The organism is Ancylobacter sp. FA202 (assembly GCF_000380205.1).
GTDB lineage: Bacteria > Pseudomonadota > Alphaproteobacteria > Rhizobiales > Xanthobacteraceae > Ancylobacter.
In genome coordinates this window covers 1330717-1352456 of sequence record NZ_KB904818.1, presented here as the reverse complement: position 1 = coordinate 1352456, position 21740 = coordinate 1330717, and the positions used below count along the sequence as shown (strand labels likewise).

Sequence of the window (21740 nt, the reverse complement as noted above, 5' to 3'; positions counted from 1 at the left end):
ATCGGGTAAATGCTCTAGCGCCTTGAATCTACGCGTTTTCTTGACGCGAACCGGTACCCACTTCTCTCGAAAACGCTCTAACTACACCGCCCGATCGACGATGACCTGCAAAAAACCTTGCGAGCAGGGCTCGACCCGGGCCTCGACCTTGTAGACGCGCGCCAGCATTTCAGGCGTAATCGCCTGTTCCGGCGGGCCGTCTGCGGCGATAAGCCCTTGTTCCAGAACAACGATTCGCTGCGCGTAGCGGGCGGCCTGGGCGATGTCGTGCAGGACGATCATCACGATGATGGAACGCTCGCGCGCCAGTTCCGCCACCAGCTGCATCACCCGCATCTGGTGATGGATGTCGAGCGCGCTGGTCGGCTCGTCGAGCAGCAGCACGGTCGGCTCGCGCACCAGCGATTGCGCGAGGCTGGCGAGCTGGCGCTGGCCGCCGGACAGCTCATCCAGCCCGCGCCGGGAAAGATCAAGGATTCCAAGCCTTTCCAGCACCGCCAGCGCCCGCGTCTGCGCCTCGGCCTGGGAGAGGACGACATCGCTGCGGGCCGACATCAGCGCCGAAAGCGTCGCCTCGAACACGGTGAGTGCCACACGCTGCGGCAGGGCCTGCGGCATGTAGGTGACGTGCCGCGCATGCTGCGAAATCGGCAGTGCAGTCAGTTCGATGGGGTGGACGATCAGTGCAGTGGGACCAGCTTGTGCAGCCTGGCTGAGCCGGACCGACCCCTTCGCCGGCACCAGCCCGGCGAGCGCACGCAGCAGCGTGGTCTTGCCGGCCGCGTTCGGGCCGAGCAGCGCCGTCACCCCGCCGCCCACAACCGGAGGTAGAGTGAGGTTGTCGATGACCGGCCGCCTGCCATAAACGACGGACAGGCCCGCGATGGTGAGGGAGGGCACCATCACATCCGCTCCCGGCGGGCGAAGATCAGCACCATGAAGAAGGGCACGCCGATCAGGGCGGTGACGATGCCGACCGGCAGCAGCGCGCCGGGCACGATGAGCTTGGAGCCGACCGAGGCCAGCGACATGATGACGGCGCCCGCCAGCATCGAGGCCGGTAGGAAAAAGCGGTGGTCCTCGCCCACCAGCATCCGGGCAATGTGCGGCGCCACCAGCCCGATGAAGCCGATCGTGCCGACAAAGGCGACCGAGGTGGCGGCCAGCAGGCTCACCCGCAGCAGCGAGAAGAAGCGCAGCTGCCTGACCGAGATGCCGAAGGAGCGCGCCCGGTCCTCGCCCAGGCGCAGCGCCGTCATCCGCCAGGCGGCGGCCAGCGAGAACGGCACCACGGCGGCGATGACCAGCGCCAGCACGCCGAGCTTGCCCCAGCTGGCGCGCGACAGGCTGCCCATGCTCCAGAACACCAGCTGCTGCAGCGCCTCCTGGCTGGCGACATACTGCACCAGCGCCACCAGCGCGTTGAAGGTGAACACCAGCGCGATGCCGAACAGCACCAGCGTTTCCACCCCGGTGCCGCGCAGATTGGCCATGGCCTGCAGCAGCAGCACCGAGCCGAGGGCGAACAGGAAGGCGAAGGCCGGCAGGTTCCAGTCGGCGGGGATCACCGGCAGGCTCACCCCCAGCACCAGCGCCAGCGCCGCGCCGAAGGAGGCGGCGGAGGAAACGCCGAGGGTGAAGGGGCTGGCCAGCGGATTGTTGAGAATGGTCTGCATTTCCGCCCCGGCCAGCGCCAGCGCCGCGCCCACCAGCACCGCCATCAGCGCCATGGGCAGGCGCACCTCCCAGAGGATGACGCGGGTGGGGGCGTCGAGTGAGGCGGGGTTGACGAGGCCGGCCACCACCTTGGCCAGCGGCAGGTTGGAGGGCCCGGTGGCGATGTCGACCACCAGCGCCAGCACCATCAGCGCGCCGAGCCCGGCGACGAGCAGGACCCGCCGGCGCACGAGGCGCGCATAGGCGGCGCGCTCGCCGGCATGGGAGGCGGCCGGGGGCGCCGCCAAGCCGGCAGTGGTGGGGGCAGGGGACGGGCGCATGCGATCTCCGACCGCCAATGGGGGCACCGGGTTCTGCATGAGGCGCCCGTATGGGTCAAGTTCCTGCTGTGTCAGGGTAATTTCTGGAATGGTTCCAGTGTGGGGCTGTCCTTCCGAGAGATATCGGTCGCGAAGGTGCGGAACGTCTCCAACAGCGAACGAAGATGGAGCGGGCCGCCAGCTCCTCGAAACGAATTGTCTTCCGTCCAGCAGGTCCACCAGTCCGTCGGGTGCTCATAATTGTGCTGAATCCGATCGAGTGTCCGGCCGTCGCAGTCGGTTCCGGAAAGGTCGACCGTCAAGGTCCAGCCCGGATTGTCGAGGGTGTCGATGCGTACGCCGTAGCTGTGCTCCCAATCGCCATCGCATTGGGCCTGATACCAGCAGGTCAACCAATCGAACACGTCCATCCCCAAACCGTATCACCGGGCCGGGCCGTGCCAAAGCGTGCGAGCGCCGGGCCTCGAAGGACGCAGGCCCGTGCTGCCGGCGCTCCTCACGCGCGCCCCTCACCCCGGCCCTCTCCCCGACGGGGAGAGGGGGGGCCTCGCCTGCCAGCCTGCCCCGCCTTCATTCCGTCATGCCCGGGCTTGACCCGGGCATCCACGTCTTTGCGCGGATGGGGGTGGGAGGCGGGGACTCGTGGGGAACAAGGCGTGGATGGCCGGGTCAAGCCCGGCCATGACGTTGTGACAATAGCCGCCGGGGTCCCTCATCCCGACCCTCACCTCGATGGGGAGAGGGGAAACGGCGGCCTACGCCTCGCCGCCTCGCTGCCAGCCTCACCGCCTCACCGCCTCACCGCCTTCCTGCCTTCCCTTCCTTTCCGGCCCCCGAACCGTCATGCCCCGGCTTGACCCGGCATCCACGGCTTAGCACGGGCCTTGGCGCCGCGGCTCGGCTGGGGCATGAGGGGAGGGCCGGGTCGCCGGCGATCACACCCCGCTCCCTCCGCTACGGCGCTCGCCCATGAATCCCGTGACCCTGCCCGATGCCGAATGGTTCGACCTGGCGCCGCCCGGTGGCGGGGCGCCGTGGCGGATCTTTCTCGCCCGGCCGCAAGGCGAGGCGCCGGCGGCGGGTTTTCCCGGCCTGTTCATGCTCGACGCCAATGCCGGCTTTGCCACCTTCACCGAGGTGCTGCGGCGCGGGGCGGTGCGCCCCGCCGCCACCAGCATCGGGCCGATGGTGCTGGTCGGCATCGGCTACCCCGAAGGCGACGACGCGCGGGCGCGGCGGCATTTCGACTACACGGCCGGGCCGGGGGCGGAGGGTGGTGCGCGGCCGACCGGCGGACGCGACGCCTTTCTCGGCTTTATCGAGCAGGTGCTGAAGCCGCGCATCGCCCGGCAGGTGCCGCTCGACCCGGCGCGGCAGACGCTGTTCGGCCATTCGCTCGCCGGCTGGTTCACCCTCGACGTGATGATGCGCGACAGCTCGGCTTTCGCTGCCTATGTCGCGGTGAGCCCGTCGCTGTGGTGGGACGAGGCACGGCTCATCGCGGGGCTGGCGCTGGCGCGCGCGGTGCCGCCGCGCCTGTCACTGATGGTCGGCGAGTGGGAGCAGGCGCTGGCCCCCTGGCAGGCGGAGCGGCCGGAGGCGGCCGAGATGGCGGCGCGGCGGGCGCGGCGGGCGATGGTCGACCGGGCGCGGGGCTTTGCCGAACGGGCGCGGGCGGCGCTCGGGCGGGAGGCCGACCTGCGGTTCGATCTGCTGGCGGGGGAGGATCATGCCTCGATCCTGCCGGCGGCGATGGCGCGGGCGCTGCGCTTCGCGCTGGCGTGAGGCGCGGGGGGAGGCGGCACGGCGGGGGCCTCGTTCGAGGCTCGCCTGCGGCGCGCATCCACGGGCTTGCGGGCAGAGAGAGCGCCGGCATCCGGCAGACGTGATGTCGGGTCCCATTTGCGCCGGCGTGTCGAGCGGCTAGAAGTGGCGCGATTGCTTCACGATCGGTGCCTGCCCATGAACACACCTGCCGCGACCGCTTCCGCCGTCCCTTCTCCCGCCGCTCGACGCGCGGTGCGCAACCGCCAGGTGACGGCGGCGCTGGTGGTGGCGTTCGCCAGCGCCGGGGCGTTGGCCGGGGCTTGGTATTTCCAGCTGGTGGTGGGGCTGGCGCCGTGCCCGCTGTGCCTGGAACAGCGCATTCCCTATTACATCGCCGTGCCGGTGGCGCTGGTCGCGCTGCTGGTCGCGGCGCTCGGCAAAGAGGGGCCGGCGCGGGTGGCGCTGGCGCTCTGCGGCATGCTGATGGCGCTGGGCGCCTTCCTCGCCGTCTATCATGCCGGGGTGGAATGGGCGTGGTGGGCTGGGCCGGAAACCTGCTCGGGCGCCGGGCCGGCGCTGGGCGGCGGCAATCTGCTCGGCCAGTTGCAGACCGCCCGCGTCGTGCGCTGCGACGAGGCGGCGTGGCGGTTGTTCGGCCTGTCGCTGGCAGGCTACAACGCCTTCATCGCCAGCGCGCTTGTCGTGGTGGCGATGTGGGGCGCGAGCGCGAAGGCGTAAGGGAGACGGCACGCGATCCCGGACCGGGCCTGCGGCCCTTCCGGGATGACGCCTTTGCCGCTCACGGGTCCAGCTCGGTGTCCCAGTAGAGATAGTCCATCCAGCTGTCGTGCAGATAGTTCGGCGGGAAGTGGCGGCCGTTCTGGTGCAGGTCGAACACGCTCGGCTGGTAGGGCTTCTGCCGCGGCACCATATGGGCGGTTTCCGGCATCTGGCTGCCCTTGCGCAGATTGCAGGGCGAGCAGGCGGCGACGACGTTTTCCCAGGTGGTCTGGCCGCCGCGCGAGCGCGGGATGACGTGGTCGAAGGTCAGGTCCTCGCGCGAATCGCAATACTGGCAGGTGAAGCGGTCGCGCAGGAAAACGTTGAAGCGGGTGAAGGCGGGCTGGCGCGAGGGGCGGATGAAGGTCTTCAGCGAGACCACACTCGGCAGCCGCATCTGGAAGGTCGCGCTGGAGACCTGCCGCTCATAATATTCGACGATGTTCACCCGATCGAGGAACACCGCCTTGATCGCGTCCTGCCATGCCCAGACCGAGAGGGGGTAATAGCTCAGCGGCCGGTAATCGGCGTTGAGCACGAGGGCAGGCCAGGCACCCGGAGACAAAGTCGCCGTCAACGCTCGCTCCCTGTCAGGAACGTCCGCACGGTCGCTTGAGTCGGCGCCGCGTGACGCACGGCGATACTCTATAGGGAGCGTGTCAGTCTTGTGAAGCGCCGGCCGGCAATTCGCCGCAGTGCGGCAGATGGCAGATGGCAGGCTTCAGGCCAGCACTTCGGTGAGGAAGCTGCCGGCCAGCGACAGGCCGGTGCCGTCGATGCCGTGGGCGAGCCCGTTGGAAAGCTGCGCGCGCACCGTGATGCCCTGACGCTGCAGGCTTTCCACCGCGCGCGGCAGCGCCATGGGCGGAATCACCTGGTCGAGGTCGCCATGGATGAGCAGCACCGGCGGGCGGGCGGTGATCTCGGCGTCGAATTCCGCCATGGCCCGCTCCGGCGGCAGCACATGGATGCCGGAAAAGCCGACGATGCCGGCGGGCGCCACCATGCGGCGCAACCCGGTGTGCAGCGCCATCATCGTGCCCTGGCTGAAGCCGACCAGCGCGAGGCGCCCGCCGGGCAGGTTCAGCCGCGCCAGCTCGGCGTCGAGAAAGGCATCGAGCGCGCCCTGGGCGCTCTGCACCCCGGCCCAGCGCTCGCGGTCGTCGCGCTCGGTATAGCCGAACCATTGCCGGCCGACCGGGGCGACGGCCAGCGGCTCGGGCGCGTGCGGGGAGACGAAGGCGGTGTTGGGGAGCAGCGGCGCCCAATAGTCGCCGAGGTCGATCAGGTCGCGCCCGTCGGCACCATAGCCGTGCAGCAGCACCACCAGCGAGGTGGCGGGGCCGCCGGCGCGCGGGGGCAGGCGAGGGCCGTCCAGCATCAATTGGTCTCGGCGGCGCCGGTGGCGCTGGCGGCCACGCGCGCGGCATTGCTGTGGTTGAGCAGCGCGTCGATCGTGGCGCGCTCCTTCTCGAAGCTGGCGAGAATGCGCCCGTCCAGCGCCCGCCCGCGCGGCAGGCGGATACGCATCGGGTCGACGAAGCGCCCGTTGACCAGCACTTCGTAGTGCAGATGCGCGCCGGTGGAGAGGCCGGTGGAGCCGATATAGCCGATGAGCTGGCCCTGGCGCACGCGCACCCCTTCGCGGATGCCCTTGGCGAAGCTGGACTGGTGCGAATAGGTGGTGACGTAGCCGTTGGAGTGCTGGATCTCGATGCGGCGGCCATAGCCGGAGGTCCAGGCGGCTTTCTTGATCACGCCATTGCCGGCGGCATAGATCGGCGTGCCGGTGCGGTCGGACCAGTCGACGCCCGAATGCAGCCGGCTATAGCCGAGAATCGGGTGGCGGCGCATGCCGAAGCCGGAGCGCAGCTGGCCGCCCGAGAGCGGCTTGCGCACCAGGAACTTCTTCGCGCTCTTGCCGGCATCGTCATAGAAGTCGATCAGCCCGTCATCCTGGGTCTGGTAGCGGTAATAGCGCCGTTCCTCGCCGCCGACGGTGAGGCCGGCATAGAGCACGCCGCCGGCGCCGCCGGCCTCGTCGGGCTCGAACAGCACCTCGAAGGAATCGCCGGCGCGCACGCGGCGCTGGAAGTCGACATCGAAGGAATAGACCCGGATCATGCTTTCGATGACCGGGCGGGGCACTTCGTGACGCAGCGCGGTTTCCCAGATGCTGTCGTAAAGCGTGATGCGGCCGCTGCCGCCTTCCTCGTCGCCATCCTCGGGCGCGAGATCGGCGACCTGGGTGTCGCTCGCCTCCTGCACGGGCAGGAAGGTGCCGCTGTCGGACAGCGCCACCGTGCCCTGATGGCCGCTTTCGCCGAACACCGCCACGCGCAGCGGCATGGCGCCCTCGGTGGCGTTGTCGAGCAGGATTTTGAGCCGCAGGCCGGGGGTGAGCTTGCCGGACAGCTCGCGCGTGCCGAAGGCGCGGGCGGCGCCGTTGGCGGAGACTTCCGGCACGCCGAGATCAATCAGCACGGAGGCGACGGTGTCGCCGGCCTTGGCCACCACGGTGCGCTCGGACCAGTCATTGCCGCCGGAGGCGTCGTCGGCCGATTTGTCGATCGCCGACATGTTGTCAGGCTGCTGCAGCGCGTTCAGCGGGTCGGCGGCGCCGGAGGGCGCGTAGGCCATCACCCCCAGCCCCGGAAAGGCCGGGGCGCGGGCATCGGCGGTGGGCACGCTGAACTCGGCGGTCTCGCGCACCTTCATCAGCACGTCTTCCATCGGCAGCTCGGCGGCGAAGCGGGTGCTGGGCGGCAGGGCGCCGATGTCGCGCAGGACGATGGTGAGGTCGCCGGTGGGCTCGGCCTGCACCGCCTCGGTCTCGTCATTGGTCGATTCGGCGATCAGCTTGGCCGGGTTGAAGCGCGGCACGTCGACCGAGGCGGAGGTGACGGACTGGGCTAGATTGGTCGCCACCTTGGTGATGGCGCGCACCCGGATCACCTCGCGATCGCCATCCTTGACGGTGGTCGACAGGCGCAGGGTTTGCTTGGCACTGAAGCTTTCGGAGAGGATCGACATGCGGTCGCCCTTGCGGGCGACATTGGAGGGGCGCTCGCCGGCGGCCAGGGCGCCACGCAGGGCGGAGCGCACGGTTTCCGGCGACTGGGCGAAACGGTATTCGCCATCGAGCGCGGCATAGACCGCCCCACCCATCAGGGCGGCGCCGCAGATGCCGGTGAGCAGCGTGGCCATGAGCCAGCGAATGGAGATGCGGCGGCGGTTGATCGGCTCCTCGGCGTCACCATCGACGCCGAGCGGGGGCTCGTCGCCGAGATCAAACGCCGCGAGGTGGGAGCGCCTCACGCCTGCCAGTCCGCGCCTCGTCTCCAACCGGCTTTCCCCGCCTTTTCCCGACATGCTCGCCGCGCGGTCCGCGACCGGCGTCGGCACGTCTGTTTCCTGTAGCGCCCGCCGGACGCGAGGGCGTCGGAGGTTTTAAAATACCCCCGGCGCGGATGGGAGGCGACGATGCCGCCGACAGCCGCGCCCGTCAACCCGCCGCCCCGGCGAATCGACGCCAGCGAATCGACGCCACCGAATCGACTTGCCTATCGGCCGTGCCGCCGACGGGCGGAGGCCGATGTAGAGCCGGCTCACGGCAAAAGGATGGCGAGGGGCGCGGCGGGGGAGGGCGATCCGGCGCGCGGCCGCGCTATTGGGTGCTGGCGGCGCGGCTGCGCAGCGGCGAGGGCGGGGGCAGCGGCACCTGCGCCAGCCGGGTCGACGGGGCCGCCTGCGTGCCCGGTGCCGTTTCCTGCACCATGCCCGGCTGCACGAAGCCGGCGCGCACGAAACCGGCCTGCAGCGGCAGCGGCGCGCCGGGCGCGATCGGCCGTGTGAGCGACGGGGCGGGATCGGGCGCGGCGAAGGCGGTGGGCGCGGGGGCGCTCGCGTTGCGGGCGTCCGGCACGATGCCGTCCCAGGCATTGGCCAGCGTGGCCGGCTCGGCCCGGGCCGGCCGGGGCTTCGGCGCGGCGGCTTGCGGCACCGGCGCCAGGGCGAGGGCGGGTGTGGCGGCGGGAGCCCGGCCGGCGATCTCGACCGGCGGGGCGCCGCCGAAACGCTTGAAGAAGGTCCAGATCTCTTCCGGCGCGTCGAGGCCGCTGCTGCGGGGCCCGAGCAGCACCGAGGCGAGCGCGTCCACCGCGTCGGTCGATTGCGAGGGCGGCTGGTGGCCACCGGCCACCTCGTAATAGGCGACGGCGCCGCCTGTCGTGCAGTCGTTCCAGCGGGTGATGCGCGCATGCGGGGCGCTGGTGCGCTCGGGCGCGGCGCAGCCGTCGAGCCGGGCGAACAGCGCGGCGGTGGCGTCGGCCGACATCAGCCGGGCGCCCGGGGTGGGGCGGCCGAACGCCGGCACGATCGGGTCATAGGTGCCGTTCATCAACAGGATCGGCACCGGCTTGGACGGGCGGCAGCTTTCCGCATAGTCCATCGGCACCGTCATCATCAGCGTCGCATAGGCCTGGAAGCGGTCGGCGTATTTGCAGGCGACATAGGCGGTGAGGAAGCCGCCATTGGAAAAGCCCATGAGATAGGCGCGGGAGGGATCGACCAGGCCCTCCGCCGTCAGCGCCTCCAGCACATCCAGCACGAAGCGGCCATCGTCGCGCTTGTGCAGCAGCGGGATGAAGCCGGCGATGGAGCTGCGGCCGTCATTCCACAGCAGGTTCATCCCCTTGGGGTAGGCGACAATGAAGCCCTCGCGGTCGGCCACCGCGTCGAGATCGAGATAACGCTGCATCATGCCGGCCGGCTGCAGCGCGCCGTGCAGCGCGATCACCAGCGGCAGCGGCCCGGGCGGGGCGTTCTTCGGCAGGTGCAGGATATAGTCGCGGCTGAGGCCGCCGGAGGTCAGCGTGCGGACCGAATCCCGTGATTGCGCAGCAGCCGGAGAGGCGGCAAGGCCGAGCAGGGCGACGAGCAGCACCAGTATTGCGCCAGGCAGGCAGCTGGGTTTCGCAAAAAGCATGGACAACGCGACCTCGAATGCGCGGGTTCCGCGCGCCCCAACAGACGGCGGGTTTCGGACAATTAAAAGGCAAAGATGGTTAACAGCCCGTCAGCGCCGGCTTTCGTGGGGCTTGCGCCGGCCGGACGGGCGCCGAAAAGGGGGGGTGCGCGCGGCCGCCGCGATGCGCTAGGGTGTGCGTGCTGCAGCGCAACCCGAAAAAGAAGCGCGGCGGGAGGAACGATAGACGCCACCTTTGGAATGATTGCGAACTGCAATCGTTTCCGCTACGCACACACCACATTCCTGAGTGATCTGGGACACCGACATGGCAGGAGCGGCCGAGCGGCCCCTTTCCCCACATCTGCAAATCTACCGCCCGATGCTGACGATGATGATGTCCATCGTCCACCGCATCACCGGCGTGGCTTTGTATCTCGGCACGCCGCTGCTGGTGGCCTGGCTGCTCGCCGCCGCCAGTTCCGAGCGGGCCTTCACCTTCGTGAACGGGCTCTATGGCAGCTGGATCGGCCTTCTTCTGCTGGTCGGCTACAGCTGGGCGCTGATCCACCACGCGCTGGGCGGCATCCGCCACTTCGTCTGGGACACCGGCGCCGGCTTCGGCCCCGGGCCGCGCGAACTGTTCGCCAAGCTCACCATCGGCGGCTCAATCGCGCTGACCGGCGTGCTGTGGATCGTCATCTGGCTGGTGAAGGGCTGACCCCATGAGCGCGACCCCGGGTTCCTCCATGCGCACCCCGCGCCGTCGCGTCGCCGGCCTCGGCTCGGCGCGCTCCGGCACCGGCCATTTCTGGCTGCAGCGCGTGACCGCGCTCGCCAATCTTCTGCTGATCCTGATTGCCCTGCCAATCGTAATATGGGCAGCGGGGCAGGAGCAGGCGCAGACGCTCGCCATTCTCGGCCATCCGCTGGTCGCCATCGTGCTGCTGCTGCTGATCTTCTCGGTCTGCTTCCATATGCGGATCGGCATGCAGGTGGTGATCGAGGATTATGTGCCTGCCGAGGGGATGAAGGTGCTCGCGCTGATCGCCAATACGTTCTTCACCATTGCGGTCGGCAGTGCCGGCGCCTTCGCCGTTCTCAAGATCAGTTTCGGAGGCTGAGACCATGGCCGGAACCTCTTCCGCCACTGGCGCCGCCAACGGGGCGTCGCTGCGTTCCGCCTACCCGATCACCGACCACACCTATGACGTGGTGGTGGTGGGCGCCGGCGGCGCCGGTCTGCGCGCCGTGGTCGGCTGTTCGGAAGCCGGGCTGCGCACCGCCTGCGTGACCAAGGTGTTCCCCACCCGCTCGCACACCGTCGCGGCGCAGGGCGGCATCGCCGCCTCGCTCGGTAATATGGGCACCGACGACTGGCGCTTTCACATGTACGACACCGTGAAAGGGTCGGACTGGCTGGGCGACCAGGACGCCATCGAATATCTCGTGCGCCACGCTCCCGCCGCCGTCTACGAGCTGGAGCACTGGGGCGTGCCGTTCTCGCGCACGGAAGCGGGCCAGATCTATCAGCGCCCGTTCGGCGGCATGACGGTGGACTATGGCAAGACCCCGGCGCAGCGCACCTGCGCCGCCGCCGACCGCACTGGCCACGCCATTCTGCACACGCTCTATGGCGCGGCGCTGAAGCACTCGGCCGAATTCTTCATCGAATATTTCGCCCTCGACCTGATCATGGACGAGGAAGGCCGCTGCCGGGGCCTCGTCGCGCTGAAGATGGATGACGGCACGCTGCACCGTTTTCGCGCGCAGACCGTGATCCTCGCCACCGGCGGCTATGGCCGGGCCTATTTCTCCGCCACCTCAGCCCACACCTGCACCGGCGACGGCAACGCCATGGTGCTGCGCGCGGGCCTGCCGCTGCAGGACATGGAGTTCGTGCAGTTCCACCCGACCGGCATCTACGGCTCGGGCTGCCTCATCACCGAGGGCGCGCGCGGCGAGGGCGGCTATCTCACCAATGCCGAAGGCGAGCGCTTCATGGAGCGCTACGCTCCCTCGGCCAAGGACCTTGCCTCGCGCGACGTGGTCTCCCGCTCCATGACGATGGAGATTCGCGAGGGACGCGGCGTCGGCAAGAACAAGGACCACATCTACCTGCATCTCGACCATCTCGACCCGGCGATCCTGCATGAGCGCCTGCCGGGCATTTCCGAGAGCGCCAAGATCTTTGCCGGCGTCGACGTGACCAAGGAGCCGATCCCGGTGCTGCCGACCGTGCATTACAACATGGGCGGCATCCCGACGAACTTCCACGGCGAGGTCGTGACCAAGAAGCACGGCAACCCGGACCATGTGGTGCCCGGCCTGATGGCGGTGGGCGAATGCGCCTGCGTCTCCATCCACGGCGCCAACCGGCTCGGCTCCAACTCGCTGACCGACCTGGTGGTGTTCGGCCGCGCGGCGGCGCTGCGCTGCGCCGACATCCTGACCGCCGGCGACAAGCAGCGCGAGCTGCCGGCCGATTCCGCCGATCTGGCGCTGGCCCGGCTCGACCGCTTCCGCAACGCCAAGGGCGGCACGCCCACCGCCGAGCTGCGCCTGTCGATGCAGAAGGTGATGCAGAACAATTGCGCCGTCTACCGCACCGGCGAGGTGCTGGAGGAAGGCCGCAAGCTGATCGCCGACGTGTTCGCCGGCACCAGCGACATCGACGTCACCGACCGCTCGCTGATCTGGAATTCCGATCTCATCGAGACGCTGGAATATGACAATCTGATCGCGCAGGCGAGCGTGACCATGGAAAGCGCCGCCGCCCGCACCGAGAGCCGCGGCGCCCATGCGCGCGAGGATTTTCCCGAGCGCGACGACGCCCATTGGATGAAGCACACGCTGGCCTTCATGGATTTCGAGACGCAGTCCGTGCGCCTCGACGACCGGCCGGTGCACACCTACACGCTGTCGAACGACATCCAGTACATCGAGCCGCGCAAGCGGGTGTATTGAGCCGGGGAACGATCGCTCGCCATGGTCCAGCTCACGCTTCCGAAGAACTCGCAGCTTGTCGAAGGCAAGGTGTGGCCCAAGCCCACCGGCACCAACCGGCTGACCGAGTACAAGATCTACCGCTGGAACCCGGATGACGGGAAGAATCCGAGCGTCGACACCTATTATGTCGACCGCGACGATTGCGGGCCGATGGTGCTGGACGGGCTGATCTGGATCAAGACCAAGATCGACCCGACCCTGACCTTCCGCCGCTCCTGCCGCGAGGGCATTTGCGGCTCCTGCGCCATGAATATCGACGGCACCAACACGCTGGCCTGCCTGAAGAGCATGGACGAGGTGGATGCCAAGGCGGTGAAGATCTACCCACTGCCGCACATGCCCGTGGTGAAGGACCTGGTGCCTGATCTCACCCAGTTCTACGCCCAGCACGCCTCGGTCGAGCCCTGGCTGCACACCGAGACCCCGGCGCCGGAGAAGGAATGGCGGCAGGGGCGCGGCGACCGCGAGAAGCTGGACGGGCTGTATGAGTGCATTCTGTGCGCCTGCTGCTCCACCTCCTGCCCGAGCTATTGGTGGAATGGCGACCGCTATCTCGGCCCCGCCGCGCTGCTGCAGGCCTATCGCTGGCTGATCGATAGCCGCGACGAAGCCACCGGCGACCGGTTGGACGACCTCGAAGACCCGTTCCGCCTCTATCGCTGCCACACCATCATGAACTGCGCCAAGGCCTGCCCGAAGGGGCTGAACCCGGCCAAGGCGATCGCCGAGATCAAGAAGATGATGGTGGCGCGCCAGTTCTGAGCTTAACGCCGGGCGGCGGAGCTTCTATCCTCGGCTTCCGGCGCGCCGCTGCGCCGGGGGAAGTTGACCATGGGTGTCTCGACGCTGCTCGCCTTCGCGGCGGCCTTCTTCGTGTTCGCCGCCAGCCCCGGCCCGGACAACATGACCATCGTCGCCCGCACCCTCTCGCATGGCGCGGCCTCGGGGCTGGCCTATGGCGCCGGCACGGTCGCGGGGGTTCTGGTTTTCCTTGCCCTTGCCGCGTGCGGCCTCTCGCTCCTCGCGCAGGAGATGGGCTGGCTGATGACGGCGCTGCGCTATGCCGGCGCGGCCTGGCTCGTCTGGATGGGCGTGCGGCTGTGGACCGCCGAGCCTGTCGTGCCGGCGCTGGCGCCTGTGGCCGGGCGGCGCGGCCTTCTGCCCGTGTTCGCCACCGGCGTCGCGCTCAATCTCGGCAATCCGAAAATGCCGCTGTTCTATCTGGCGCTGCTGCCCAATGTGGTGGGGTCCTCCCTCACGCCCGGCCAGCTGGTGAGCCTTTCCGCCGTCATCCTCGCCGTCGAGGCGGTGGTGGTGGGCGGCCATGTCCTCCTTGCCGGACGCGCGCGCCGGCTGCTGCGCACGCCGAAGGTGGTGCGCCGGGTCAACCGCACCGCCGGCGGCGTCATGGTGGGGGCGGGCGTCGCGGTGGTGGCGGCGCGCTGACGCCGTGCCGCGCCCCGCCTTCCGCTTCGCGCCGAGCCCGAACGGACTTCTGCATCTCGGCCATGCGCGCTCCGTGCTGCTGAACGAGGCGCTGGCGCGGGAATGTGGCGGGCGGCTGCTGCTGCGGATCGAGGATATCGACCGTGAGCGTTGCCGGCCGGAATTCGAGGCCGCGCTGGTCGAGGATCTGGCCTGGTTGGGGCTGGACTGGGAGCGGCCGGTGCGCCGGCAATCGGAACATTTCGCCGACTATGAATCGGCGCTCGCCCGGCTCGACGCGCTCGGCCTGGTCTATCCCAGCTTCGAGAGCCGGGGCGATATCCGCCGGGCGGTGGCGGCGCGGCCGGGCTGGCCGAGCGACCCCGACGGGGCGCCGCAGTTTCCGTTTCCGCGCGAGGCCATGAGCGAGGACGCGCGGGCCCGGCGCGTGGCGGCAGGGGAGCCCTATGCGTTGCGGCTCGACATGAGCCAAGCGGTGGCGTTGACGGGGCCGCTCGGCTGGCAGGAAGTGGAGGCGGCCGGCGGGACGGCGCACCATATCGCCGCCGAGCCGCTGGCCTGGGGCGACGTGATCCTCGCCCGCAAGGGGGTGCCGACCGCCTATCACCTCGCCGTGGTGGTAGACGATGCGCTGCAGGGCATCAGCCATGTGGTGCGCGGGGCTGACCTCAAGGCGGCGACCTCGGTGCACCGTGTGCTGCAGGCGCTGCTGGGCCTGCCGGCGCCGCGCTATACCCACCATTCCCTGCTGCTGGACGGGGAGGGACGCAAGCTCTCCAAATCCATCGGCTCGCAGAGTCTGGCCGCGCTGCGGGCGCAGGGGGTGACGCCCGACGAGGTGCGGCGCCGGGCGCTGGAAGGGCTGCGGTAGCGCGGTATTTTTTCCTCATGCGTCGCTTGCACGCCAACGAACACCCTTGAGTTCCCTACCGTAATCGGGAAGCTTTGGCCGCCCGGCGCCGCGACATGGTGCTCGCGGGGGGCAGAGCGACGCGCGGCCTGCGGGGGCCGCGGTGGGGGACAAGATGACGGGTTCAACCGTGCGTTCGGTCACGTATGACCTTCTGCGTGAGCTGGGACTGACGACCTTCTTCGGCAATCCAGGTTCGACGGAGGAAACCTTCCTCAAGGATTTCCCGGCCGATTTCACCTATCACCTCGCCTTGCAGGAGGCGTCCGCCATCGCCATCGCCGATGGCTATGCGCAGGCGACCGGCAAGCCGGCGATCGTCAATGTCCACACCGCCGCGGGGCTCGGCAATGCGATGGGCAACCTCATCACCGCCGCCCTCAACAAGACGCCGCTCATCGTCACCGCCGGCCAGCAGACGCGCGAAATGCTGCTGATGGAGCCGTGGTTGACCAATGTGGACGCCACGCAGCTGCCGCGCCCCTGGGTGAAATGGGCTTATGAGCCGGCGCGGCCGGAAGACGTGCCCGCCGCCTTCATGCGCGCCTATGCCACCGCGACGCAGGCGCCGGCCGGGCCGGTGTTCCTCTCGCTGCCGCTCGACGACTGGGACAAGAAGCTGGAAGGCCGCGCGGTGGTGCGCAGTGTGAGCCAGCGCATCGCCCCCGACCCGGAGCGGCTGAAGGAATTCGCTGACATCCTTTCCGGCGCCGCCAACCCGGCGCTGATCTTCGGCGCGGCGCTCGACCGGGGTGCCGGCTGGCCGGACGCGATCGCGCTGGCGCAGGCGCTGGACGCCACCGTGTTCGCGGCGCCGGCGAGCGAGCGCTGCCCCTTCCCGGAGGACCACCCGCTCTATGCCGGCGGGCTGCCCTTCGCCATCGGCCCGCTCAGCGAGAGGCTGAAAGGGCACGATGTCGCCATCGTCATCGGCGCGCCGGTGTTCCGCTACTACCCTTATGTCGCCGGCGATTACCTGCCCGAGGGGCTGCGCCTGCTGCATATCAGCGACGACCCGGCGGAGACGGCGCGCGCGCCTGTCGGCGACAGCCTGGTGGGCGATGCGGTGCTGGCGACGCGCTCGCTGGCCGGGCTGGTGCGGGCGCGCGCGGCCACCCGCGTCGCCCGCGAGAAGCTGGCGCACCGCATGGCGCCGCATCCGGCATCCGACGCGCCGGCGACCGTGGGCGAGGTGCCGACCGCTGCGCAGGTGTTCGCGGCGCTGGCGCAGGTGCGGCTGCCGCACACGGTGCTGGTGGAGGAATCGCCCTCCAACCTCGCCGACCTGCACGCGCATTGGCCGATCACCGAGCCGGCGACCTTCTTCACCTTCGCCAGCGGCGGGCTCGGCTGGAACCTGCCGGCCTCGGTCGGCATCGCCTTGGGCGAGCGCGACACCGGGCGGAACCGGCCTGTCATGCTGATCATCGGCGACGGCTCGTTCCAATATTCGCTGCAGGCGCTGTGGACGGCGGCGCAGAGCGGGCTACCGCTGGTGATCCTGGCGCTGCGCAATGGCGAATATGGCATCCTGAAATCCTTCGCCGTGCTGGAGGAGACGCCCGGCGTACCGGGGCTGGACATTCCCGACCTCGATCTCGTCAGCCTCGCCAAGGGCTTTGGCTGCGCCGCCGAGCGGATCAGCGATCTCGGCGTTCTGAAGCAGCGGGTGGCGGCGGCGTTCAACGCCACGGGGCCGACCGTGTTCGAGGTGCCGATCAACCCGTCCATCCCGCCGCTGATCTGAGCGGGGCGTCGGCGCGTCGGCATCCTTGCCCGGTGGCCCGGTTCGGCGCTACCTCGGGGGATGCCGCGCAGCGAGACGCTTTTATGATTCCCTGGACCCTGCTCGATACCGCCCATGTGCCCGACGGCGGCGAGCTGCGCCTCAAGCGACGGGGCGCGGAATTCTCCATCATGGCCGGGGCGACCGAGCTGATGAACAGCCGTCTCAGCGGCTCGGAGAAGGCGCTGGCGACGCTGGTCTGTGCCCGGCTTGGCGCGCGGCCGGCGCCGGTGCTGCTGATTGGCGGGCTCGGCATGGGCTTCACCCTGCGCGCCGCGCTGGGCGAGGTGGGGCCCGAGGCGCGGATCGTGGTGGCCGAGCTGGTGCCGGCGGTGATCGACTGGGCGCGCGGGCCGATGGCGGAGATTTTTGGCGACAGCCTCGATGATCCGCGCGTCACCCTTCAGGAAGGCGATGTCGCCCGGCTCATCGGCGCGGGGCGGGCCGCCTATGACGCCATCCTGCTCGATGTCGACAATGGCCCGGGCGGGCTGACGCGGGCGGCCAATGATGGGCTCTACAGCCCCGCCGGCCTCGGCGCGGCCTCGGCGGCACTGCGGCCGGGCGGGGTGCTGGCGGTGTGGTCCTCGGCACCGGATAGCGGCTTCACCGGGCGCCTGCGCCAGGCGGGCTTTTCGGTGGAGGAGGCGCGGGTGCGCGCCCATGGCAAAAGCGGCGCGCGCCATGTCATCTGGCTGGCGGAAAAGCGCGCCGGCGGTGCCCCGGCGGCGCCGCGCCCGCCGCGCCGTTCGTGAGCCCACGCCCGGAGGGCTGACCGTGGAAACTACGCTCTATCTGCCGATCAAGCGCTTTCTGGAAGAACGCGGCTTCACCGTGAAGGGGGAGATCGGCGGCTGCGATCTTGTGGCGCTGTCGGATGACGAGACGCCTGTGGTGGTGATCGGCGAACTGAAGCTCAGCTTCAATCTGGAGCTGGTGCTGCAGGCGGTGCATCGCGCCGGCGCCGGCGACGAGGTGTGGCTGGCGGCGCGGGCCTCGCTGCGCGGCGGCGGGCGCGAGAGCGATGCGCGCTTCCGCAATCTCTGCCGCCGGCTCGGCTTCGGCATGCTGCTGGTGTTGCCCGACGGCGCGGTGACGATCCTGGTCAGCCCCGACGCGCCGATGCCGCGCAAGGACCCGCGCCGCCGCTCCCGGCTGGTGTCCGAGCACCGGCGAAGGCAGGGCGACCCGGCGGTGGGCGGGGGCTCGCGCGTGCCTGTGATGACCGCCTATCGGCAGCAGGCGCTGGCCTGCGCCGCCGTGCTGGCGGCCGGCCCGGCGCGCCCGCGCGACCTGCGCCCGCGCGCGCCGGATGCGGGGAAAATCCTGCGCGACAATGTCTATGGCTGGTTCGCGCGCACCGAGCGCGGCGTCTACGCCCTCACCCCCGCCGGGCATGAGGCGCTGGCGCGCTGGCCGCAGGCGGTCGTCGAACCCCCGGTGTAGCCGGCGCCGCGTCAAACCCCTGTCACCGGCCGGGGATAGCCAAGGCGCACCGCCCGAGCCGACAGGAGAGCTTCGTGATGATGTTCCACGCTTTGCGCGCACCCCAGCGTCCCGCCCTCCGGTCCCTCTCCGCCGCGCTGTTCGCGCTGGCGCTTGCCGCCCCGGCGGCGGCGGAGACGGGGGCCAGCGCTATCGGCAGTATCGAGATCGGCCCGCGTCCGTTCTATCTCGTCGGCGAGATGAAGGATGGCGCACTGAAGGACCAGCTGGCTCAGTGCAAGGGCCCGTTCACGGCGAAAAACTTCTCCATCGCCCATCGCGGCGCGCCGCTGCAGTTTCCCGAGCACACGCGCGAGGGCTACATCGCCGCCGCGCGCATGGGGGCCGGCGTGATCGAATGCGATGTCGCCTTCACCAAGGACCGCGAGCTGGTGTGCCGCCATGCCCAGTGCGACCTGCACACCACGACCGACATTCTCGCCCGGCCGGAACTGGCGGCGAAATGCTCGGAAGGCTTCCAGCCGGCCGACCCCACGACGGGGCGCAAGGCCAGCGCCAAGTGCTGCACCAGCGACCTGACGCTGGCCGAGTTCAAATCGCTGCGGCCGAAGATGGACGGCTTCAACCCGCGCGGGGTGACAGCGCAGGAATATATGGACGGCACGCCGAGCTGGCGCACCGACCTCTATGTGAACCGGGCGACGCTGGTTTCGCATAAGGAATATATCGATCTGGTGAAGTCGCTGGGCCTCAAGTTCACCCCCGAGCTGAAGACCCCTGAGGTCGCCATGCCCTTCGAGGGCGGCTACAGCCAGGAGCACTACGCCCAGCAGATGATCGACGAGTACAAGGCGGCCGGCATCGACCCGCGCGATGTCTACGCCCAGTCCTTCCGCCTCGACGATGTGCTGTACTGGCTCAAGGCCGAGCCGGCCTTCGGCGCGCAGGCGGTCTATCTCGACGGGCGCGACGAGGAGAGCAAGGGCTTCGACAATATGAAGCCCGAGACCTGGCAGCCTTCCATGCAGGAGCTGGCGGACAAGGGCGTGAAGATCCTCGCCCCGCCGCTGTGGATGCTGGTGACGCACAAGGACGGCCGGATCGTGCCCTCCGTCTATGCCGAGGAAGCGAAGAAGGCGGGGCTCGGCCTCATCAGCTGGTCGCTGGAGCGCTCCGGCCCGCTCAACACCGGCGGCGGCTATTACTACCAGTCGGTCAAGCCGGTGATCGACCGCGACGGCGACATGCTGGCGCTGCTCGATGTGCTCGCCCGCGATATCGGCGTGATCGGCGTGTTCTCGGACTGGCCGGCGACCACCACCTTCTACGCCAACTGCCTGAAGCTGAACTGAGGGCGGCGCCTCAGCTGACGCCGAGAATCAGGAACCAGATCGTTACGGTGAACAGGCTCGCCGCCGTCGACAGCGAGACCGCGCTGGCGGCGGCGGTGACGCCGGCCTTGTAGCGCTGGGCGAGCAGATAGGCATTGATGCCGCAGGGCATGGCGGCGAACACAACAGCCACATCGGCCCAGACCGGCGGCATCGGCAGCATCCGCGTCAGCGCATAGACGATGGCCGGGTGCACGCCGAGCTTCAGCGTCGAGATCAGGATCGCCGGGCCGATATCGCCGCGTATGGGATAGCGGTGCAGCGCGAGGCCGAGCGAGACCAGCGCGCAGGGCACGGCGGAAGCGGCCAGCATGTCCAGCGTCTGTTTCAGTACCCCGCTTGGCACATAGCCCGCGAGCTTGGCGATGCCGCCGGCATAGATGCCGAGCAGGATCGGGTTGAAGGCCAGCATCCGCCCCAGCTTGCGCAGGCTGGCCAGCGACATGCCGGCCGCCGCGCCTTCCGCCAGCACGGTGGCCAGCACCATCATGATCGGCAGATGGATGGCGATCAGCAGGAACAGCGGCACCGCCCCCTCCGGCCCGAAGGCCTGGAGGATGAGCGGCACGCCGACGAACACGGTGTTGGCCTGGCCGGAGGTGAAGCCCTGGATCACCGATTCGAGGTGCCCGCGCCCGAACAGCCTTTTCGCCGCCAGCATGCCGAGGGCGAAGACCAGGAAGGCGCCGGTGAAATAGGCGATCCAGTAGCCCCAGGGCTGGCCTTCCTGCGGCAGCTGCGCCTCGGCCAGCGTCTTGAAGATGAGCACCGGCACGGCCAGCCCGAACACATATTCGGACAGGCCCTCGGCGGCGCGCTCGCGCAGATGGCCCGAGAGCGAGGCGACGAAGCCGAGGCCGATCAGGCCGAAGACCGGCGCCACGACAAGGGCGATGGCACCGAGCTGCGCCAGCATCGCTCAGGCCGCGATCTCGCCCGAGGCGCTCGACACGAGATGGGAGGTGCGCACCGGCACCATCACGTCGATCCGCGCCCAGAGCCGCTCGGCGATGTCGGGGCCGGCGACGAAGGCGATCTCCGCCCGCATCGTGCCGAGATGGGCGGGGTCGATCTTGCCATCGGCCGGCCCGTCCAGCCGGATGCGGGTGGGCTGGACGTCATGGATGGCGAAGGGCTCCAGCAGGCGGAGCATGAGATTGGGATGGGCATCCGCCTCGACGACGAGGCGGTGGCGGCAAAGACCGGCAGTCATGGGAGTGTCCGATGATGACGAGGAATCGGGAGGGCGTGCGTCAGGAAACCCGGCCGAACCTGTCGGCCGGGCGGCGAATTCGCCGTCCCGCGCAAAAACGCGCTGTCTCGATCGAAGCGATCATCATGGCGGGGAAACTAGGCGCCGCGCGCGCCGCCGTCAATGGCGGGCGCCCTTCCCCGTCTGCGCTCAGGGCGCCGGTGCCGCGGCGGGGGGCTCTCCGTCGAGCAGCAGATAGCCCGCCGGGTCGTCCGGGCACAGGCCGCCGGCGCATTCGAGCACGGTGGAAACGCCATTGCCCAGCGCCAGCAGGGCGATCAGCGCGAAGGCGACCAGCGTCAGACCACTCAGGGTGTGGACGCGCGCGGCCGGCGCGAACTGCCGGTCGAACAGCAGCAGCAGCGCGCAGCCGGCAATGATGACGATGAACAGCAGCAGCGCCCAGCTGTAGAAATGCATGCTCAGAAACGGCGCGCCGAAGGTGCCGGTGCCGGGCACGATGTGCAGCAGCACCTGCCGGGCGGCGACCGCGCCGCCGGCCATGGCCGAGAGAATGGCGAGGGCATAATGGCTCGGGCGCGGGCCGAATTTGACGTTCAGCGCCAGCCCGACGCCGACGCCGACAAAGCCGGCGCGCTGCAGGATGCAGAGCGGGCAGGGCAATGCGCCGCCGACGAGCTGGTCGTAGAAGGCGAACAGCAGCACGACGCCGACGGCGATGAGGCCGAGCGCGTTGAGCTGGCGGGAGAGTTCCGGGGAGAGGATGCCGGGGGAGGTGTTCGGGTTCTGTGTGTTCGGGTTCATGGCGCTTCCCTCACAGCACGATGTCGAGCGCGGAGGTGGCGTGCAGCTTGAACAGGGTCAGCAGCACGGCGATCGAGACGAGGCAGGCGGCCAGCGCCAGCGCGCGCCGGCCCAGGGCCGCGAAGGCCAAGGCGAGACAGAACCCGAAAAAGGGAAGACTCATCATGATGCTGCACGCTCCACTGCCGGCAAATGCTACCGCTCCGCGCTAAAGAAGCAGGTCCG

23 protein-coding genes are annotated in these 21740 nt (G+C 69.6%); 12 read left to right on the top strand and 11 right to left on the bottom strand.

All coding sequences use genetic code 11. The features are described 5' to 3' along the window. Window positions 1-81: 81 nt before the first annotated feature. From A3M1_RS0106105 to A3M1_RS0106095, 3 genes are all read right to left on the bottom strand, one after another. Window positions 82-903 (bottom strand): ABC transporter ATP-binding protein, encoded by an 822-nt coding sequence (locus tag A3M1_RS0106105; protein ID WP_018388069.1) that lies wholly within the window; start codon window positions 901-903, stop codon window positions 82-84. Continuing rightward, window positions 903-1997 carry an iron ABC transporter permease gene (locus A3M1_RS0106100; RefSeq protein WP_018388068.1) on the bottom strand — a complete coding sequence of 365 codons (1095 nt, stop codon included), beginning with the start codon at window positions 1995-1997 and terminating at the stop codon, window positions 903-905. Before A3M1_RS0106100 ends, A3M1_RS0106105 begins: the two co-directional genes overlap by 1 nt. A gap of 71 nt (window positions 1998-2068) precedes the next feature. Beyond that, complete coding sequence (locus tag A3M1_RS0106095) at window positions 2069-2407, bottom strand: immunity 53 family protein (RefSeq protein WP_018388067.1); 339 nt, start codon at window positions 2405-2407, stop codon at window positions 2069-2071. A gap of 559 nt (window positions 2408-2966) precedes the next feature. On the opposite strand from A3M1_RS0106095, the gene A3M1_RS0106090 reads away from it, so the two are divergent. Further along, on the top strand, window positions 2967-3782 hold the full coding sequence (locus A3M1_RS0106090) for an alpha/beta hydrolase (RefSeq protein ID WP_018388066.1): 816 nt from the start codon (window positions 2967-2969) through the stop codon (window positions 3780-3782). 177 nt (window positions 3783-3959) lie between these two features. Next, on the top strand, window positions 3960-4502 hold the full coding sequence (locus A3M1_RS0106085) for a disulfide bond formation protein B (RefSeq protein WP_245261589.1): 543 nt from the start codon (window positions 3960-3962) through the stop codon (window positions 4500-4502). 61 nt (window positions 4503-4563) lie between these two features. Here the strand turns inward: A3M1_RS0106085 and A3M1_RS0106080 are convergent, their stop codons facing one another. The 4 genes from A3M1_RS0106080 to A3M1_RS0106065 form a co-directional block, all read right to left on the bottom strand. After that, a complete protein-coding gene (locus A3M1_RS0106080; RefSeq protein WP_026221170.1) occupies window positions 4564-5121 on the bottom strand; it encodes an HNH endonuclease in 558 nt (185 codons plus the stop codon). A gap of 144 nt (window positions 5122-5265) precedes the next feature. Continuing rightward, entirely contained in the window at window positions 5266-5925 is a 660-nt protein-coding gene (locus tag A3M1_RS0106075) for an alpha/beta hydrolase (protein ID WP_018388063.1), read from the bottom strand. Beyond that, window positions 5925-7862 (bottom strand): M23 family metallopeptidase, encoded by a 1938-nt coding sequence (locus A3M1_RS0106070; RefSeq protein WP_018388062.1) that lies wholly within the window; start codon window positions 7860-7862, stop codon window positions 5925-5927. Before A3M1_RS0106070 ends, A3M1_RS0106075 begins: the two co-directional genes overlap by 1 nt. Before the next feature lie 349 nt (window positions 7863-8211). Beyond that, window positions 8212-9489: a PHB depolymerase family esterase gene (locus A3M1_RS0106065; protein WP_018388061.1), complete on the bottom strand. Its 1278-nt coding sequence runs from the start codon at window positions 9487-9489 to the stop codon at window positions 8212-8214. Window positions 9490-9838: 349 nt separating this feature from the next. Between A3M1_RS0106065 and sdhC the strand changes: the two genes are divergently transcribed. From sdhC to A3M1_RS0106015, 10 genes are all read left to right on the top strand, one after another. Next, complete coding sequence (gene sdhC / locus A3M1_RS0106060; RefSeq protein WP_026221169.1) at window positions 9839-10231, top strand: succinate dehydrogenase, cytochrome b556 subunit; 393 nt, start codon at window positions 9839-9841, stop codon at window positions 10229-10231. A gap of 4 nt (window positions 10232-10235) precedes the next feature. Continuing rightward, window positions 10236-10634: a succinate dehydrogenase, hydrophobic membrane anchor protein gene (gene sdhD / locus A3M1_RS0106055; RefSeq protein WP_018388059.1), complete on the top strand. Its 399-nt coding sequence runs from the start codon at window positions 10236-10238 to the stop codon at window positions 10632-10634. Window positions 10635-10638: 4 nt separating this feature from the next. Next, window positions 10639-12477, top strand: coding sequence for a succinate dehydrogenase flavoprotein subunit (gene sdhA / locus A3M1_RS0106050; protein WP_018388058.1), 1839 nt, complete (start codon window positions 10639-10641; stop codon window positions 12475-12477). Window positions 12478-12498: 21 nt separating this feature from the next. Then, window positions 12499-13281, top strand: coding sequence for a succinate dehydrogenase iron-sulfur subunit (locus A3M1_RS0106045; RefSeq protein ID WP_018388057.1), 783 nt, complete (start codon window positions 12499-12501; stop codon window positions 13279-13281). Between the two features lie 69 nt (window positions 13282-13350). After that, window positions 13351-13965 carry a LysE family translocator gene (locus A3M1_RS0106040; RefSeq protein ID WP_018388056.1) on the top strand — a complete coding sequence of 205 codons (615 nt, stop codon included), beginning with the start codon at window positions 13351-13353 and terminating at the stop codon, window positions 13963-13965. A 4-nt stretch (window positions 13966-13969) separates the two neighbouring features. Next, window positions 13970-14836, top strand: a complete 867-nt coding sequence (gene gluQRS / locus A3M1_RS0106035) for a tRNA glutamyl-Q(34) synthetase GluQRS (RefSeq protein WP_018388055.1) — start codon at window positions 13970-13972, stop codon at window positions 14834-14836. Between the two features lie 154 nt (window positions 14837-14990). Further along, window positions 14991-16622, top strand: coding sequence for a benzoylformate decarboxylase (mdlC, locus tag A3M1_RS0106030; protein WP_018388054.1), 1632 nt, complete (start codon window positions 14991-14993; stop codon window positions 16620-16622). 83 nt (window positions 16623-16705) lie between these two features. After that, window positions 16706-17416 (top strand): spermidine synthase, encoded by a 711-nt coding sequence (locus A3M1_RS0106025; protein ID WP_018388053.1) that lies wholly within the window; start codon window positions 16706-16708, stop codon window positions 17414-17416. Between the two features lie 22 nt (window positions 17417-17438). Continuing rightward, window positions 17439-18107, top strand: coding sequence for a DUF2161 domain-containing phosphodiesterase (locus A3M1_RS0106020; RefSeq protein ID WP_026221168.1), 669 nt, complete (start codon window positions 17439-17441; stop codon window positions 18105-18107). A 77-nt stretch (window positions 18108-18184) separates the two neighbouring features. Continuing rightward, window positions 18185-19459 carry a glycerophosphodiester phosphodiesterase family protein gene (locus A3M1_RS0106015; protein WP_018388051.1) on the top strand — a complete coding sequence of 425 codons (1275 nt, stop codon included), beginning with the start codon at window positions 18185-18187 and terminating at the stop codon, window positions 19457-19459. Between the two features lie 10 nt (window positions 19460-19469). On the opposite strand, the gene A3M1_RS0106010 is transcribed toward A3M1_RS0106015, so the two are convergent. From A3M1_RS0106010 to A3M1_RS26660, 4 genes are all read right to left on the bottom strand, one after another. After that, complete coding sequence (locus A3M1_RS0106010; RefSeq protein WP_018388050.1) at window positions 19470-20414, bottom strand: AEC family transporter; 945 nt, start codon at window positions 20412-20414, stop codon at window positions 19470-19472. Window positions 20415-20417: 3 nt separating this feature from the next. Then, window positions 20418-20711 carry a hypothetical protein gene (locus A3M1_RS0106005; protein WP_018388049.1) on the bottom strand — a complete coding sequence of 98 codons (294 nt, stop codon included), beginning with the start codon at window positions 20709-20711 and terminating at the stop codon, window positions 20418-20420. A 189-nt stretch (window positions 20712-20900) separates the two neighbouring features. Continuing rightward, window positions 20901-21515, bottom strand: coding sequence for a disulfide bond formation protein B (locus tag A3M1_RS0106000; protein WP_018388048.1), 615 nt, complete (start codon window positions 21513-21515; stop codon window positions 20901-20903). A gap of 10 nt (window positions 21516-21525) precedes the next feature. Continuing rightward, window positions 21526-21681: a DUF5993 family protein gene (locus tag A3M1_RS26660; protein WP_018388047.1), complete on the bottom strand. Its 156-nt coding sequence runs from the start codon at window positions 21679-21681 to the stop codon at window positions 21526-21528. Window positions 21682-21740 lie beyond the last annotated feature (59 nt).